The following is a 16,740-nucleotide window of genomic DNA, read 5'->3' on the forward strand; positions in this document are numbered from 1 at the left end:
CCATGCGGAACGGGCGGATCCGCGTGAGGCGGCGCGCCTTGGCGCTGCTGATCGTGGGAGTGGTCGCGGTGGTGTTTGCCGTGCGGCTCTTCGACCTGCAGGTCGTGCAGGCGCCGAAGCTGAACGCGGACGCAAAGGACAAGCGCGCCGTGCCGGTCTCGATCCCGAGCGTGCGCGGCGACATCGTCGACCGCAACGGCGACGTCTTCGCGACGACCGACGAGCGCTACGACGTGCAGCTGTCCCCGAAGAACACGGTGCTCAACGGCGGCCGCTTCTACCGTCCGGTGTCGCCCGGCGCCACCGCGACCGTCGAGGTCACCTCGAAGGAGGCCTTCGCCGAGATCGGCGCGATCACTGGGCAGAAGCCCGAGGAGATCCAGAAGATCGTCGACGACGCGCTCGCGAAGAACAAGAAGTCCGACTTCGCCTACGTGAAGCGCTCGGTCGACCTCGTCGCGCTCAAGAAGCTCAAGGATCTCGGGATCCCCTGGTTGACCTTCGACACGGCCTACTCGCGGGTCTACCCGAGCGGCGCCGTCGCGGGCAATATCGTCGGCTTCTCGGGCTCCGACGGCAAACCGCAGGCCGGCATCGAGATCTCGCAGAACGCCTGCCTCACCGGCAAGGACGGCTCGGAGGTCTACGAGCGCGGGGCCGACGGCGTCGCGCTGCCCGGCAGCGTGGTGGTGACCCAGCAGGCGGTCAACGGCGGAACCATCAAACTGACCCTCGACCGCGACCTCAACTGGCAGGCGCAGGAGATCATCAACAAGCAGGTCGCCGACGTGGGGGCCGAGTGGGGCTACCTCGTGATCATGAACGCCAAGACCGGCGAGCTGGTCGCGGTGGCCGAGAACAACTCGGTGGATCCGAACAACGTCGACGGCTCGCCGAACCGCGAGGCGCGCTCGTTCACCTCGCCCTACGAGCCCGGCTCCACCTTCAAGAGCATCACGGCCGCGGCCCTCATCGACCAGGGCAAGGCGACGCCGCTCACTCCGAACCTCACGCCCTCGCACTGGGAGCCCGAGCCCAACGTGCAGTTCGGCGACTCCTTCGTGCACCCGCCCGAGCAGTGGACCCTGAACGGGATCATGGTGCACTCCTCGAACGTCGGCATCTCGATGCTCGGCAACCAGCTGAGCCCGGCGGTGCGCTACAGCTACCTGCAGAAGTTCGGCATCGGGCAGTCGACGAAGGCCGGCATGCCGCTCGAGGATTCCGGTCTGCTCAACCCGCCGGACAAGTGGGACCGCCAGACGGCGTACAACACCATGTTCGGCCAGGGGCTCTCGTCGACCATCGTGCAGACGGCGGGCGTCTACCAGGCGCTCGCGAACGGCGGCGTGCGGATCCCGCCCACGCTCGTGCAGAGCTGCACCTCGGCGGACGGCGACGTGAAGAAGCCGGATCACGGCAAGCCCGTGCGCGCGGTCTCGGAGAAGACGGCGAGCACCATGATGGGCGTGCTCGAGTCGGTCGTGCAGGAGGGCTGGATCAAGCCCTACCTCGAGATCCCCGGCTACCGGATCGCGGGCAAGACGGGCACCGCCGAGGAGGTGGACCCGGCGACGGGCCGCTACCGCACCGACTACGTGCACTCCTTCGCGGGCGTCTTCCCGGCCGACGACCCGCAGTACGTCGCGGTAGCATCGGTGGCGTTCCCCTCGTCGGGAGACGGCGGCATCGCCGCGATGACCGCCTTCCGGAACGCCGCCGAGGCGACGATCCGCACGTTCCACATTCCGCCGTCGAAGGGCGCCTACAAGCCCCTTCCGACCGACTACTGACCCGCGCGACCCGCGGCAGAGATGGAGACCCAGTGACGACCGACGGTGCGATGAGCATCCGACCCGCGCATCCGACCGAGATGCCGCTCGAGCGACTCGCCGAGCGCTTCGGTCTGGAGCACGACGGCGATCTCGGGGGCCGTGCCGTCACGGGCGTCTCGATCGACTCGCGCGACGTGCAGCCGGGGGATCTCTACGTCGGCCTTCCGGGGGCCAGGCACCACGGCGCGGACTTCGCGGCTACGGCCGCCGAGCGGGGCGCGGTCGCGGTGCTCACCGATGCCGCGGGGGCCGCGCGCGCCGCATCCGCCGGCCTGCCGGTGCTCCGCTCCGCCGGGCACCCGCGCGAGGTCCTCGGTGCGGTATCGGCCGCGGTCTACGGCACCGAGCATCTGGGCGACGGCCCCGACGGGGCGAAGATCTTCGGCATCACCGGCACCAACGGCAAGACCAGCGTCGTCTATCTGATCGCCGAGCTGCTGCGCGCCGCGGGAATCACCGCCGGCCTCAGCTCCACGGCAGAGCGCCGCGTGGGCGAAGCGGTCATGACGAGTGGGCTCACGAGCCCGGAGGCCTCCGAGCTGCACGGGCTGCTGGCGCGGATGGTCGAGGAGGACGCACGCGGGATCGCGCTCGAGGTGTCGGCGCACGCGGTCGAGCGCCGCCGCATCGACGGCGTCCGCTTCGACGTCGTGGCCTTCAACAACTTCTCGCAGGACCACCTCGACGATTTCGGCGACATGGAGAGCTACTTCGCGGCGAAGCTCGCGCTGTTCGCCCCCGAGCACGCCGCCCGCGGCGTGGTCGTCGTTGACTCGCCGTACGGCGTGCGCGTCTCGCGCGAGTCGAAGATCCCGGTGACGACGCTCGCGACCGAGTACGGGGTCGAGGCCGACTGGCACCTCGCGGTGACGCGCCAGGACCTCGACGGCGTCAGCTTCGTGCTGCAGGGCCCCGAGGGTGCGCGGTTCCGCGGTCGCGTGCCGGTGTTCGGCCGCTTCATGGCCGAGAACGCCGCGCTCGCGCTCATCATGCTGCACGAGGCGGGGATCCCGATCGCGCAGGTCGAGGCCGGGCTCGAGAACGGGCTCATCCCGGTGTACATCCCCGGCCGCCTCGAAGCGATCAACCCGGGCGGTCCCGGCCCCCGGTTCTACGTCGACTACGGGCACACGCCCGGCGCGTTCCAGACGATGCTCGACGGGCTCGCCGAGGTCGCCCCGGGCCGCATCGTCTTCATGTTCGGCGCCGACGGAGACCGTGACACGACGAAGCGCGAGGAGATGGGCCGGATCGCCGCCGCGGGCAGCGATGTGCTGATCGTCTGCGACTACCACCCGCGCACCGAGGATCCCGCCGCGATCCGCGCCCAGCTCATCGCCGGGGCGCGGATCGCCAACCACGCCGAGATCATCGAGGTCGCGGACCCGCGCGAGGCCGTGCGCCGTGCCATTTCAATCGCGGGTCCCGAAGACGTTATTCTGTATGCCGGTCCCGGGCACGAGGACTATCAGGAAGTAGCCGGGCAGCACCTCCCGTACTCGGCTCGAGACGAAGTACGCGGAGCGCTCCGCGAGGCAGGACTGCTCCAGTGATCGAACTCACACTCGACGAGATCGCGGCCGCGGTCGATGGACGCCTGGTGCCCGGTGCATCGGGCGCGACCGGCGCAACGGTGGTCGCGGGGGAGTCCCAGACCGATTCCCGCGAGGTCGCCGAGGGGCAGATCTTCTTCGCCCGGCGCGGTGAGGAGACCGACGGGCACCGCTTCGCGACGAAGGCCGTCGACTCCGGTGCCGCGCTGCTGGTCGTGGAGCGCGAGACCGACGACCGCGTGCCCCAGATCGTCGTGGCCGACAGCACCGACGCCCTCGGCGCCCTCGCGACCGAGGTCGTGCGCCGCGTGCGCGGGGCCGGCGGCCTCCGCATCGTCGGCATCACGGGCTCCAACGGCAAGACCACCACGAAGAACCTCGTCGCCGCGATGGCCCGGCGACTCGGCCCGACGGTCGCCTCGGCGAAATCGTTCAACAACGAGGTCGGCGGGCCGCTCACCATGCTCCGCGTCGAAGCGGGCACCGAGACCCTCGTGGCCGAGATGGGCGCGAGCGCCGAGGGCGAGATCACCCGCCTCACCGACATGGCGCAGCCCCACATCGGCGTCGTGCTGACCGTCGGACTCGCCCATGCGGGCGGCTTCGGCGGGATCGAGACCACCTTCCGCACCAAGAGCGAGATGGTGCGCGCGCTCGATGCGACGGGCGTCGCCGTGCTCAACCGGGACGACCCCCGTGTCGCCCGCATGGCCGAGCTGACCGAAGCGCGCGTGCGCTGGTTCGGCCAGTCCGACGCGGCCGACGTCCGCGCGAGCGATGTCGTCGGCGACGCGAGCGGCACCCGGTTCACCATCCACGCCGATGGCGAATCGCGTGCCGTGCGCTTCCGGGTGCTCGGCGAGCACCACGTCATGAACGCGCTGGCCGCCGCCGCGGTCGGGCTCGAGCTGGGCCTCGACCTCGACGCCGTGGTCGAGACGCTCGAAGCCGCGGTCGTCGCTGCCCCCGGCCGAATGGAAGTGCTCGGCGGGCGCGACGGCATCACGATCATCAACGACGCGTACAACGCGAGCCCGGACTCGATGAGCGCTGCGCTGCGCACGCTCGCGCAGGTCCGACGCCCCGAGGCGCGCTCGGTCGCGGTGCTCGGCGCCATGAGCGAGCTCGGCGAGCTCGCGGGCGACGAGCACGACCGCATCGGTCTGCAGGTCGTGCGCCTCGGGATCTCGGAGCTCGTGGTGGTGGGCGCCGAAGCGCGCCGCCTGCACATCTCGGCGATCAACGAGGGCTCATGGGACGGCGAGAGCGTGCTCTTCGATTCCGCCGACGACGCCTTCGAGTACCTGAAGTCCGGCCTGCGTCCCGGCGACACGGTGCTGGTGAAGTCCTCCAACGCCGCCGGCCTCCAGGCGCTCGGCGACCGGCTCGGTGCGGAGTTCGCGCCCGTCTCCGACGCCACGACCGAGGAGGTCACTGCATGATCGCCCTGCTCATCGCCGGCGGATTCTCGCTGCTCTACTCGCTGCTGCTCACTCCGCTCTTCGTCCGGGTGTTCAACCGCCTCCGCTGGGGCCAGCCGATCCGCGTCGACGGCCCGAAGGAGCACGAGGTCAAGCGGGGCACGCCCACCATGGGCGGCCTCATCTTCCTCTCGGGTTCCGTCATCGCCTACTTCCTGGGCAAGTTCATCATGGGGGAGACACCGACTCCCTCGGCCCTGCTCGTGATCCTCATGGCGGTGGGCGCCGGTCTCGTCGGCTTCATCGACGACTTCATGAAGGCCCGCATGCAGAACTCGGCCGGGCTGAACGGCTGGGCGAAGATCGTCGGCCAGATCCTCGTCGCCGTCGCGTTCGCGCTGCTCGGCCTGCAGTTCGCGAACCAGGCCGGCGTCACCCCGGTCTCCACGCACGTCTCGATCTTCCGCGACCTGCCGTTCGACTTCATGACCCTCGGCTCGGTGCTCGGCGTCATCGTGATCGTCGTCTGGATCATCCTCATCGTCACGTCCGCGACGAACTCGGTCAACGTGACCGACGGCCTCGACGGCCTCGCCGCCGGTGCCGCGCTGCTCGCCTTCGGCGCCTACCTCGGCATCGGCTTCTGGCAGTCGGCGCAGAACTGCGCCACGACCGCGGGCAAGGCCGGCTGCTACGAGGTCCGCGATCCGATGGACCTCGCGGTCATCGCGGCGGCGTTCCTCGGGGGCCTCGCGGGCTTCCTCTGGTGGAACACCAACCCGGCTCACGTCTTCATGGGCGACACGGGCTCGATGGGTATCGGCGGCGCGATCGCCGCGCTCGCGATCCTCACCCGCACCGAGCTGCTGCTCGTGCTGATCGGCGGCCTGTTCATCATCGAGACCGGCTCCGTCATCGTGCAGCGCCTCTACTTCAAGGTGACGAAGGGCAAGCGCATCTTCCTGATGAGCCCGATCCACCACCACTTCGAGCTCAAGGGCTGGGCCGAGGTCACGGTCGTCGTCCGCTTCTGGATCATCGCGGGACTCTTCGTGGTGGCAGGCGTGGGCGCGTTTTACGGAGAATGGTTGCTGCAGCAATGACCATCGATGTCCGCGAGCGCGTGCTCGCACTCTCCAGCTGGCACCACGACTGGTCGGGGCTCCGCGTCGCGGTGCTCGGCCTCGGCGTCACGGGTTTCTCGGTCGCCGACACGCTCGTCGAACTGGGATCCCGGGTCCGCGTCATCTTCGCGGGCGAGGATCCCGAGCGCGAACAGCTGCTGCGCGTCATCGGCGCGGAGCAGGCCAGGATCGCGGGCGACGAGGCGCAGCTCGCCGACCTCGCCGAGTTCGACCCCGACCTCGTCATCGTGTCTCCCGGGTACCGTCCCGATCACCCGCTGACCGAGTGGGCGATCGCCCGAGGCACGGTCGTGTGGGGCGACATCGAGCTCGGCTGGCGCCTGCGCGACAAGACCGACCGGGTCGCCGACTGGATCTGCGTCACCGGCACCAACGGCAAGACCACCACCTCCCAGCTGACCGCGCACATGCTGCTGGCCGGGGGCTGCGCGCGGCGCCCGTGGGCAACATCGGCGTGCCGATCCTCGACGCGCTGCGCGATCCTCAGGGCTACGACGCGCTCGTGGTCGAGCTGTCGAGCTTCCAGCTCGAGCGCCTCGGCGAGATCTCGCCGTACGCGAGCGTCTGCCTGAACATCGCGGACGATCACCTCGACTGGCACGGATCCGCGGAGGCGTACCGCGCGGCGAAGGCCAAGGTCTACGAGCACACGCAGGTCGCCTGCGTCTACAACCGGGCCGACGCGGCGACCGAGCGCATGGTCGAGGACGCCGATGTGATCGAGGGCGCCCGCGCGATCAGCTTCGGCCTCGACGCTCCGCCGCCCAGCGGCTTCGGCATCGTCGACGGACTGCTCATCGACCGTGGCTTCCACGCCGAGCGCCGCAGCTCGGCGTACGAACTCGTCACGCTCGAAGAGCTGCAGGAACGCCACCTGGGCGCGCCGCACCTGGTGCAGAACATCCTCGCGGCGGCGGCCCTGGCCCGCTCCCGCGGGGTCGAGCCCGAGGAGATCGCGACGGCGATCCTGAACTTCGAGCTGGACGCCCATCGGGCCCAGAACCTCGGCGTGCTCGACGGAGTCACCTGGATCGACGACTCGAAGGCCACCAACGGGCACGCAGCGGCCGCGTCGCTGCGGGCGCTGGAGCGCGTGGTGTGGGTCGTCGGCGGTCTCCTCAAGGGCACCGATATCGGCGAGCTGGTCGAGACCCACGCGGAGCGCCTGCGCGGCGCGGTCGTGATCGGCGCCGAGCGCGAGGCGGTGCTCGCGGCGTTCGCCGAGCACGCGCCGGGTGTCGCGGTCCGGGAGATCGTGCCCGAGGGGGAAGCCTTCGATGTGGCCCGCGCGGCCGTCGACGCGGCCGCGGGACTCGCGGAGGAGGGCGACACCGTGCTCTTCGCTCCCGCTGCCGCCTCCATGGATCAGTTCTCCGACTACGCCGATCGCGGGCGACGCTTCCAAGCCGCGCTCCGCGCCTTCGCCGAGGGCCGCTGACGTGAGCGATCAGTCGGCGTCGACCCCGGGGCGCGGCACCTTCGGCCGCGCGCGGATCCGCCTCGGCGGCGCGATCCCCGCCCCGGGCGACCCGACCGTGGTGGCCCTGTACGCGATCACCTTCCTGCTGGTCGGCATCGGGCTGATCATGGTGCTCTCGGCGTCCTCCATCACCTCCTACCTCGACGACCAGGGCTTCCTCGGCGGATTCTGGCGTCAGGCGACCTACGCGCTCATCGGCATCCCGCTGATGATCTTCGCGGCGACCCGCCCCGTCGCGTTCTGGCGACGCTGGGCCTGGTGGCTCTTCGGGCTCGGCCTCTTCCTGCAGCTCCTCGTGTTCACCCCGCTCGGCGTCGACGTCTACGGCAACCGCAACTGGATCCAGATCGGATCGTTCTCCGCGCAGCCGTCGGAGGCGCTGAAGCTCGCGCTCATCGTGTGGATCGGCGCGGTGCTGATGTCGAAGGAACGGCTGCTCACGCAGACCAAGCACGAACTGATCCCGATCGTGCTGCCGGGTGCGCTCATCGCCCTCGGAACGGTGATGCTCGGCAAGGACCTCGGCACGACCATCATCATGGGCGCCTCGGTGCTCGGGGCGATGTACTTCGGCGGCGTCAGCTGGAAGGCCCTCGGCTACACCTTCGCGGGTGCCGCGCTCGCGGCGTTCTTCTTCGTCGTGACGAGCCAGAACCGCATGGACCGGTTGTTCGGCCACGCCGGAGGCAACAGCGACTACAGCGGCCTGGCATGGCAGCCGCTGCACGGGCTGTGGGCGCTCGCCGGCGGCGGGCTCTTCGGGGTGGGCCTCGGCGGTTCGAAGGCGAAGTGGAAGTGGCTTCCGGCGGCCGACAACGACTACATCTTCGCGATCATCGGCGAGGAGCTCGGCATGATCGGCGCGGTCCTCGTGATCGTGCTCTTCATCGTGCTGACCGTGCTGATGCTGCGGGTGATCGGCAACGCGCGGGACCGCTTCGGCAAGGCGGTCGTCGGCGGGATCCTCGTGTGGATCGTCGGGCAGGCCTTCGTGAACATCGCGGTGGTGATCGGCATCCTACCGGTGCTCGGGGTGCCGCTGCCCCTCATCAGCGCCGGCGGCACCGCGCTCATCGCGTGCCTGGTCGCCATGGGCGTGGTCATATCGATCGCGCGCGACAACGCGAAGCACCGAGACGAGATCCCCACCACGGAGGCGACACGATGACCACCTACCTGCTGGCCGGCGGCGGAACCGCCGGGCACGTCAACCCGCTGCTCGCACTCGCCGACCTGATCCGGGCCGAAGAACCGGACGCGGAGATCGTGGTGCTCGGCACGAAGGAGGGGCTCGAAGCCCGCCTCGTGCCGGAGCGGGGCTACGAGCTGGTCACCATCGAGCGGCTGCCGTTCCCTCGGAAGCCGAGCGCCTACGCGCTGAGGTTCCCGGCGAAGTACCGTCGCGCCATCGCCCGCGTGCGCGAGCTGATCCGCGAGCGCGGTGTCGATGTCGTCGTCGGTTTCGGCGGCTACGCTTCGGCCCCCGCCTACCGGGCCGGCGCGAAGGAGGGCGTGCCCGTGGTGATCCACGAGGCCAATGCGAAGCCGGGGATGGCGAACAAGCTCGGGGCCCGGTCCACGCCCTACGTCGCGGTGACGTTCCCGGGCACCCCGATCCCGCACGCGCGCGTGACGGGGATGCCCCTCCGGCCCGAGATCACGGGACTCGACCGCGCGGCGCTGCGTGCTTCGGCCCGCGAGCACTTCGGACTCGATCCCGAGCGTCGAACCCTGCTCGTGACGGGCGGCTCGCTGGGCGCCCGCGCGATCAACCGGGGCATCTCGAGCGAGGCATCCGCGATCACCGCGGCCGGGATCCAGGTGCTCCATGTCTGGGGCGGACTCACCGAGCTCGAGGACCCGGGCGTCGCGGGATACGAGGTGCTGCCGTACTGCGACCGCATGGATCTCGCGTTCGCGGCCTGCGATCTCGCCGTCTCGCGCGCCGGATCGACGACGGTGAGCGAGCTCGCGGGGCTCGGTATCCCCGCGGTGTTCGTCCCCTACGGGCATGGCAACGGCGAGCAGCGATTCAACGCGGCCGCGGACGTCGAAGCCGGTGGGGCCCTGCTCGTGGACGACGCGGAGCTGACCCCCGAGTGGGTGCGCAGCACGCTGATCCCGCTCGTCGGCGACGAGGATCGCCTGGCCGAGATGTCCGAACGGGCCAGGGGGTCGGGGCCCTCGACGGCACCGAGCGCCTGCTCGCGCTCGTGCGGGAGGCGCTGGCGGCTCGCTGACCCGATAGGATCACGGTATGTCTCGCAGCCTCCGCCTTCGGAGCCGCAGCAGGGTGTGAATCGACCGGCGCCCTGCCAGCGGCGCCGTTCGTCGTGCCGGTCATCGTTCCCGCTGATCGGAGAATCCACCCGTGTCCATTCGACCTCGCCCCTGGCTGATGCTCGCAGCGATGGTGCTGGCGCAGGCCTCGACCACGGTCGTCGCCGCCGCGCCCGCGTTCCTCATCGTCCACCTGCACGAGACCGAGGGGCTCGGGCTCGCCGCGGCCGGACTGCTCGCGGGCGCTCCCAACCTCGGCCTCGTCTGCACGCTCGTGCTCTGGGGCGCCGCGACCGATCGCTTCGGCGAACGGCGCGTGATCCTGCTCGGGCTCGCGGCGACCGCGGCCGCGGTCGCGCTCGCGATGCTGGCGCAGGGGTTCCTGCTCCTCGGGCTCGCGCTGGTCGCCTGCGGCGCCATGTCCGCCTGCGCCAACAGTGCGAGCGGCCGCTTGATCACCGGCTGGTTCCCGCCCGAGCGCCGCGGGCTCGCGATGGGGATCCGGCAGACCTGCCAGCCGCTCGGCATGGCCGTCGCCGCGCTCTGCGTGCCGCCGCTCGCGAGTCGGGCCGGAGTACCCGCCGCGCTCGCGCTCGGCGGGGCGCTGGTCCTCGTGAGCCTGGTGATCTGCGCCGTCGTCGTCGTCGATCCCGTGCGCATCGCGCGTTCAGCGATGACCGCTCCCGCGAATCCCTACCGGGAGACGCCCGCGCTCCTGCGCATCCATCTCGTCTCCATGCTGCTCGTGGTGCCCCAGTTCGCGCTGTCGACGTTCGGGCTGGTCTGGTTCACGGTCGGCTTCGGGTGGAGCGCGCTGGCCGCGGGCGCGCTGGTCGCGGCGTCGCAGTTCGCCGGGGCTGCGGGCCGGATCGCCGTCGGCGTCTGGAGCGACCGGGTGCGCTCCCGCCTTCGCCCCCTGCGGCAGGTCGCGATCGCCGGGGTGGCGATGCTGCTCCTCTCGGCCGTGTTCGGCTGGGCGGACTGGAGCCTGCTCGCGGCGGCGGCCTATCTGGTCGCGAGCTGCGTCAGCGTCGCCGACAACGGCCTGGCCTTCACCGCGGTCGCCGAGATCGCCGGGCCCGGCTGGGCCGGGCGGGCGCTCGGCGTGCAGAACACCGGCCAGTTCCTCGCGTCCGCCGCGGTGGGACCCGTGATCGGCGGCCTCATCGCGCTCGTCGGCGTGCCGACGGCACTCGCGCTCGTCGCGCTGGCCCCGGCGATCGCGATACCGCTCGTGCCCCGCGACGGGCGGAGCGCGGTCGAGGCGACGGCTCCGGTGGGAGCGCGCTGAGACCCGCGCCACACCGGGTCCGGCGCCGCGGGGAACCCGGGCGCGGAACGGTAGTCTTGTCGAGCACGACCTGAGGAGGCGCCCAGATGATCTACCCCGATCTCGACATGCAGATCCCCGACGAACTGGGGAAGGTGCACTTCGTCGGCATCGGCGGCTCCGGCATGAGCGGGATCGCGCGCATGATGCACGCGGCCGGGGTCCGGGTCTCGGGATCCGATCGCAGCGCCAACTACAACACGAAGGCGCTCGCGGAGCTCGGGGTCGCGGTCAGCATCGGTCACGCGGTCGAGAACGTCGGCGACGCCGACACCCTGGTCGTCACCGGCGCGCTCTGGCAGGACAACCCCGAATACCAGCTGGCGCTGTCCAAGGGACTGCCCGTGCTGCACCGCTCGCAGGCGCTCGCCTGGCTCGCGCGCGGCACGCGCCTGGTCTCGATCGCCGGCGCGCACGGCAAGACCACTTCGACCGGCATGGTCGTCACCGGCCTGCTCGGTCTCGGCGCCGATCCGTCCTTCGTGAACGGCGGCATCATCGAATCGCTCGGCACCTCCTCCGGTCCGGGCTCCGACGACCTCTTCGTGATCGAGGCCGACGAGAGCGACAAGTCGTTCCTGCTGTACGACACGGCGATCGCGCTCATCACCAACGTCGACCCTGAGCACCTCGACTTCTACGGTTCGCGAGAGAACTTCATGCAGGCGTTCGTCGACTTCGCTCGCGGTGCGAGCGAGCAGGTCGTCATCTCCGCCGACGACCCGGGCGCCCTCGAGGTACTGGAGTCACTGCATGCGCAGGGCGGCGCGCTTCCCGCCATCCGCACCTTCGGCGAAGCCGAAGGTGCGGATGTGCGCCTGGTCGCACTCGACGATTCGGGCCCGGTGGCCTTCGAAGTCGAGGTGCGCGGGGCCGACGGCGGGGTCGAACGGCATCGCGCGCAGCTCGCCGTGTTCGGCAAGCACAACGCGGTCAACGCGGTCGGCGCTCTCGCCGTGCTCACCGGGCTCGGCTTCGACGTCGCCGCCTCCCTCCGTGCGATCAGCGAGTTCGGCGGCACCAAGCGTCGCTTCGAGTTCCACGCCGAGGTGGGCGGGGTACGCGTCTACGACGACTACGCGCACCACCCGACCGAGGTGGCGGCACTGCTCGACTCGGCGCGCGCCGTCGTGGGGGAGGGCCGCCTCATCGCGATCCATCAGCCGCACCTCTACAGCCGCACGAGCCTGTTCCACCGCGAGTTCGCGGAGGTGCTCGAACAGGGCGCGGACCGCACCGTGGTGCTCTCCGTCGACGGGGCGCGCGAGGATCCCGTCCCCGGGGTCACCGGTGCGCTCGTGGCCGACGACTTCTCGGACCAGAGCCGGGTCGCCTACATCGACGACTGGCAGCGCGCGGCCGACTACCTCGCCGAGATCGCCGAACCCGGCGATGTGATGGTGACCATGAGCTGCGGCACCGTCTATCAGATCATCCCGCAGGTGGTCGAGGCGCTGCACGGCCGGTTCGACGCCGACGGCGAGTGAGCCTGCCGTGCCGATGAAACGGCGGCGCGCGTGAAGCGCCCGAGCGGCTTCGATCGGGAACCCGAGCCGGAGCGCGTCGAACCCGTCGCACCGGAGGCCCCGGCCCGAGGCGAGCGCCGCGATGGATCCGACGGCGCCTGGCTGCTCCGGCGCCGCGGCGCCGGAGCAGCCAGCGAGGCGCCCGAGGTGCCGACGCCTGCATCCGGATCCGGCTCCGCTGCCGATGCGCCTCGGGACGGCGACGCTCGGGTCGAGGAGCGCGCTCCCGACCCGAGCGACCTCGCCGACGTGATCGGGGCCGCGCGATTCGGCACGGCCGACGCCACCCGATCCGTGTCGCCGCGGCACGGCGCCGAGCCGGACTCCGCCGGAGCGCTCGCCGACGAGCTTGCGACCACCGACCTGAGCGACGCCGCGCTCGACGTGCGCGAATCCGGCAGCGGTCTCCTCGCGAAGCTGCGCGCTCGACCCGAGCGCGAGCCGGATCCGATTCGCGCGGCCGAGCGCGACCTGCGGACGGCGACCCGACTGCGGCGGCGGCGTGAGCGTCGCGAGCAGCGTCGGTTCACGGTGCACGCCCGGCGTCGGCGCCGGTACTGGCTGATCGGCGCCGGTGCGGTGGCGGCGCTCGCGCTCTTCGTCGCGATCGGGGTGCTCAGCCCGCTCATGGCCGTACGCGATATCCGCGTCACGGGTGCGTCCCGCGTCGACGCGGCGAAGGTGACCGACGCGCTCGGACGGTTCGACGGCGTGCCGCTGGCGCTGGTCGACGACGGCGAGGTGCACCGCGCTCTCGCGGAATTCCCGCTGATCCAGCGCTACGCGATCGAGCGGATTCCGCCCGGCACCCTGGTGGTGCAGGTCGAAGAGCGGGTTCCCGCGATCACGGTGGCGAAGGGCAAGGCGTTCGAGACCTACGACCCCGCGGGCGTGCTCGTGGAGACCGCCGACAAGCGTCCCGCGGGGGTGCCGCTCGCGACCGGAGCCGCGGCGACCCCGGGTTCTCAGGCGTTCTCCGCCTCCGCGAAGATCGTGCGCGACATGCCCGAAGCCCTGCGGAAGCAGCTCGCCGCGGTGACGGCCTCGAGCGGGCAGGACGTCCGCTTCACGCTCGCGGGCGGGCTCGAGGTGCTGTGGGGCGAGGCGACCGAGACCCAGAAGAAGTCCGCGGTGCTGCAGGCCCTGCTTACGGGGCTCAAGGGGCGGTCCGTGCAGCGGATCGACGTCTCCGCGCCGAACGCGCCCGTCTACAACTGAGCGCCGGGCGCGATCGGGGCCGGTTTCTCGCGGAGATTCGGCCGCGCCGGTGTGTCGCCGGTGGCTGCGGGGCCTGTCGCCGTACCTTGGGAACCGCCCGAAATGTATACCCGGATACTAACTTTCACCTTGAGGTAGAGGTTGAAGGTTGAGGGGGAGGACCCACAGTGTCAACGAACCAGAACTACCTGGCCGTCATCAAGGTCGTCGGTGTCGGCGGCGGCGGCGTCAACGCGGTGAACCGCATGATCGAGCTCGGCCTGAAGGGCGTCGAGTTCATCGCGGTGAACACCGATGCCCAGGCGCTTCTGCTCAGCGATGCTGACGTCAAGCTCGACGTGGGTCGCGAGCTCACCCGAGGTCTCGGAGCGGGGGCGGATCCCGAGGTCGGGCGCCGAGCGGCCGAGGATCACGCCGACGAGATCGAGGAAGCGCTGACCGGCGCGGACATGGTGTTCGTCACCGCGGGCGAGGGCGGCGGTACCGGAACCGGTGCCGCTCCCGTCGTGGCGCGGATCGCCAAGTCGATCGGCGCGCTCACCATCGGCGTGGTGACCCGTCCCTTCAGCTTCGAGGGCGCCGCCGCGCCGCGCAGGCGGATTCGGGCGTCAACGCGCTCCGCGAAGCCGTGGACACCCTCATCGTGGTGCCCAACGACCGCCTGCTCGAGATCAGCGAGCCGGGTATCAGCATGATCGAGGCGTTCGCCGCCGCCGACCAGGTGCTGCTCGCCGGCGTGCAGGGCATCACCGACCTCATCACCACTCCGGGCCTCATCAACCTCGACTTCGCCGACGTGAAGTCCGTCATGCAGGGCGCCGGTTCCGCGCTCATGGGCATCGGTTCCGCGCGCGGCGCCGATCGCGCCATCAAGGCCGCGGAGCTCGCGGTCGCCTCCCCGCTGCTCGAGGCATCGATCGAGGGCGCGCACGGCGTGCTGCTCTCGATCCAGGGCTCCTCCAACCTCGCGCTCAGCGAGATCTACGAGGCGTCCTCGCTCGTGCAGGACGTGGTCCATGCCGAGGCCAACATCATCTTCGGTACCGTCATCGACGACACGCTCGGCGACGAGGTCCGCGTGACCGTCATCGCCGCGGGCTTCGACTCGGAGCCGGTCGCCGCGCAGCAGAACCCGCCGCGGCGCTCGGACCGCTCGCGTCGTGCGGCGCGCGCCGAGGCCAACGACGAGAGCTCGCGTCCGCTCGCGGCGGTCGAGTCGCCCGCGGCCGAGCCCGCGACCGTCGGGGCCGCCGCCTCCACGGGGGAGGCCGAGTTCGGCGAGGCCATCTCGAACCCGCCCCTCGAGGCGCGGATGGTCGATCCCGCCTTCGACGGCGTCGACGACGACGACCTCGACATCCCCGAGTTCCTGCGCTGAGCATGGACGCGGAAGCTGTCGAAGCGAGCCGGACCGCACTCGCGGCCCGGCTCGCCGGCGTTACCGAGCAGATCGGCGAGGCGGCCCGCGCCGCCGGCCGGTCGGCGGAGGATCTGACGCTCATCGTGGTCACCAAGTTCCATCCCGCGAGCCTCGTCGCCGACCTGGCGGCGCTCGGCGTACGCGACGTCGGCGAGAATCGGCATCAGGAGGCGCAGGACAAGGCGGCGGAGCTCGCCGATCTCGACCTGCGCTGGCACTTCATCGGTCAGCTGCAGACGAAGAAGGCGCGGCAGGCGGCCCGCTACGCAGACGCGATCCATTCGATCGACCGGGAACGCCTCGTCGATGCGCTCTCGGGGATCGATCGCACGGTGGACGCGTTCCTGCAGGTCAATCTCACCGACGATCCCGGCCGCGGCGGTGCCGCGCCCGACGAGCTGGAGCACCTCGCCGAGCGCGTGCTCGAGACGCCCAGCCTGCGTCTTCGCGGGGTCATGGCGGTCGCGCCCCTGCCGGAAGAGGAGCAGGCGGCCCGCGCCTTCGAACGGCTCCGCGGATACTCGGATCGGGTCGTCGCCCTGGCTCCCGAGGCGACCGCGATCTCCGCGGGAATGACCCATGACTTCGCCGAGGCGATCGCGGCCGGCGCGACACACCTTCGTATCGGCAGCGCAATCACCGGAAACCGGCCGGCGGCCGGTTAGCCTCGAAGTAACCGCGCAAGCGTGTAGGGAGTAGAACATGAGCAACCCGCTGAAGAAGACCATGGTGTTCCTCGGACTCGCCGAGGACGAGCTGGAGGAGACCGGCGACCGCCCGGCCCCGGCGCCCGCCGCCGAGACCGCAGCGCCCGCCGCAGCCCCGCGCCCCGCGGCGCAGAAGGCCCCGGTCACCCCGCTGCGCAAGGTCACTCCGACCCGCGTGCCCGTGGCGCCCGCGATGAACGAGATCCTCACGGTGCACCCCAGCGAGTACCGCGATGCGGCCGCGATCGCCGAGAGCTTCCGCGACGGGATTCCCGTGATCCTGAACCTCTCGCGCATGAACGATGCGGACGCCAAGCGCCTGATCGACTTCGCGAGCGGCCTCTCCATGGGGCTCCGCGGGCGCATCGAGCGCGTCACGAGCAAGGTCTTCCTGCTGTCGCCGGAGCACATCGCGACGGCCAGCGACGAGGATGCGGGGTCGGAGACCGGCTCCTTCTTCGTGAGCCCCTCCGCCTAGCGCGGTGGCGATCCTCGCGATCCTCGGCCTCGTGCTGAGGATCCTGCTGCAGACGTACGTCTTCATCCTCTGGGCGCGTTTCGTGCTCGACTGGGTGCGCGTGCTCAACCCGCGTTTCCGGCCGCGCGGCGTGTGGCTCGCGGTGGTGGAGGCCGTGTACACGGTCACCGATCCGCCGATCCGGATGTTCCGGAAGATCCTGCCGCCGATCCGCCTGGGTGCGGTCGCGCTCGATCTCGGCTGGATGCTGACGATGCTGAGCTGCTGGATCCTGCTCGCGATCCTCCCCTGAACTTCTCTCCCGAACCTCCGTCCCCGCACGCACCCGCGAGGTGACGCCCTGCGAA

Annotated in this window: 11 protein-coding genes and 3 pseudogenes; all 14 read left to right on the forward strand. The window is 70.9% G+C overall.

Annotated features, from left to right (window positions below; translation table 11 throughout):
• Nucleotides 1-2 precede the first annotated feature (2 nt).
• The 14 genes and pseudogenes from AB3K78_RS04450 (at nt 3) to AB3K78_RS04515 (ending at nt 16,685) form a co-directional block, all read left to right on the forward strand.
• Complete coding sequence (locus tag AB3K78_RS04450; RefSeq protein ID WP_416446508.1) at nt 3-1,793, forward strand: peptidoglycan D,D-transpeptidase FtsI family protein; 1,791 nt, start codon at nt 3-5, stop codon at nt 1,791-1,793.
• Between the two features lie 50 nt (nt 1,794-1,843).
• Nucleotides 1,844-3,388, forward strand: a complete 1,545-nt coding sequence (locus tag AB3K78_RS04455) for a Mur ligase family protein (protein WP_416446510.1) — start codon at nt 1,844-1,846, stop codon at nt 3,386-3,388.
• Nucleotides 3,385-4,830, forward strand: coding sequence for a UDP-N-acetylmuramoyl-tripeptide--D-alanyl-D-alanine ligase (locus tag AB3K78_RS04460; RefSeq protein ID WP_416446512.1), 1,446 nt, complete (start codon nt 3,385-3,387; stop codon nt 4,828-4,830). The genes AB3K78_RS04455 and AB3K78_RS04460 overlap by 4 nt, the downstream gene beginning before the upstream one ends.
• Nucleotides 4,827-5,912, forward strand: a complete 1,086-nt coding sequence (mraY, locus tag AB3K78_RS04465) for a phospho-N-acetylmuramoyl-pentapeptide-transferase (protein WP_416446514.1) — start codon at nt 4,827-4,829, stop codon at nt 5,910-5,912. The genes AB3K78_RS04460 and mraY overlap by 4 nt, the downstream gene beginning before the upstream one ends.
• Nucleotides 5,894-7,392: pseudogene (gene murD / locus AB3K78_RS04470) on the forward strand (UDP-N-acetylmuramoyl-L-alanine--D-glutamate ligase). The gene mraY and the pseudogene murD overlap by 19 nt, the downstream one beginning before the upstream one ends.
• Nucleotide 7,393: 1 nt before the next feature.
• Complete coding sequence (locus tag AB3K78_RS04475) at nt 7,394-8,602, forward strand: FtsW/RodA/SpoVE family cell cycle protein (RefSeq protein ID WP_416446516.1); 1,209 nt, start codon at nt 7,394-7,396, stop codon at nt 8,600-8,602.
• Nucleotides 8,599-9,674, forward strand: a pseudogene (locus tag AB3K78_RS04480) (UDP-N-acetylglucosamine--N-acetylmuramyl-(pentapeptide) pyrophosphoryl-undecaprenol N-acetylglucosamine transferase). Before AB3K78_RS04475 ends, AB3K78_RS04480 begins: the two are co-directional and overlap by 4 nt.
• Nucleotides 9,675-9,805: 131 nt before the next feature.
• Nucleotides 9,806-11,005 carry an MFS transporter gene (locus tag AB3K78_RS04485; RefSeq protein ID WP_416446518.1) on the forward strand — a complete coding sequence of 400 codons (1,200 nt, stop codon included), beginning with the start codon at nt 9,806-9,808 and terminating at the stop codon, nt 11,003-11,005.
• Nucleotides 11,006-11,091: 86 nt separating this feature from the next.
• Complete coding sequence (murC, locus tag AB3K78_RS04490) at nt 11,092-12,531, forward strand: UDP-N-acetylmuramate--L-alanine ligase (RefSeq protein WP_416446520.1); 1,440 nt, start codon at nt 11,092-11,094, stop codon at nt 12,529-12,531.
• A 30-nt stretch (nt 12,532-12,561) separates the two neighbouring features.
• Nucleotides 12,562-13,788 (forward strand): FtsQ-type POTRA domain-containing protein, encoded by a 1,227-nt coding sequence (locus AB3K78_RS04495; RefSeq protein WP_416446522.1) that lies wholly within the window; start codon nt 12,562-12,564, stop codon nt 13,786-13,788.
• A 167-nt stretch (nt 13,789-13,955) separates the two neighbouring features.
• A pseudogene (gene ftsZ, locus AB3K78_RS04500) lies at nt 13,956-15,166 on the forward strand (cell division protein FtsZ).
• 2 nt (nt 15,167-15,168) lie between these two features.
• The gene (locus tag AB3K78_RS04505; protein WP_416446524.1) at nt 15,169-15,873 is read left to right on the forward strand and encodes a YggS family pyridoxal phosphate-dependent enzyme; all 705 of its coding nucleotides are present in this window, start codon (nt 15,169-15,171) and stop codon (nt 15,871-15,873) included.
• Nucleotides 15,874-15,910: 37 nt separating this feature from the next.
• Nucleotides 15,911-16,393 (forward strand): cell division protein SepF, encoded by a 483-nt coding sequence (locus AB3K78_RS04510; RefSeq protein WP_416446526.1) that lies wholly within the window; start codon nt 15,911-15,913, stop codon nt 16,391-16,393.
• 4 nt (nt 16,394-16,397) lie between these two features.
• A complete protein-coding gene (locus AB3K78_RS04515) occupies nt 16,398-16,685 on the forward strand; it encodes a YggT family protein (protein ID WP_416446528.1) in 288 nt (95 codons plus the stop codon).
• The last annotated feature ends 55 nt before the right edge of the window (nt 16,686-16,740 follow it).

Origin of the sequence: Leucobacter sp. HNU, assembly GCF_047946755.1 — a bacterium.
Lineage (GTDB): Bacteria > Actinomycetota > Actinomycetes > Actinomycetales > Microbacteriaceae > Leucobacter.

Coding starts and splice junctions, on each gene's coding strand:
- AB3K78_RS04505 (WP_416446524.1), top strand. CDS start 15,169: ATGGACGCGGAAGCTGTCGAAGCGAGCCGGACCGCACTCGCGGCCCGG.
- mraY (WP_416446514.1), top strand. CDS start 4,827: ATGATCGCCCTGCTCATCGCCGGCGGATTCTCGCTGCTCTACTCGCTG.
- murC (WP_416446520.1), top strand. CDS start 11,092: ATGATCTACCCCGATCTCGACATGCAGATCCCCGACGAACTGGGGAAG.
- AB3K78_RS04450 (WP_416446508.1), top strand. CDS start 3: ATGCGGAACGGGCGGATCCGCGTGAGGCGGCGCGCCTTGGCGCTGCTG.
- AB3K78_RS04510 (WP_416446526.1), top strand. CDS start 15,911: ATGAGCAACCCGCTGAAGAAGACCATGGTGTTCCTCGGACTCGCCGAG.
- AB3K78_RS04455 (WP_416446510.1), top strand. CDS start 1,844: ATGAGCATCCGACCCGCGCATCCGACCGAGATGCCGCTCGAGCGACTC.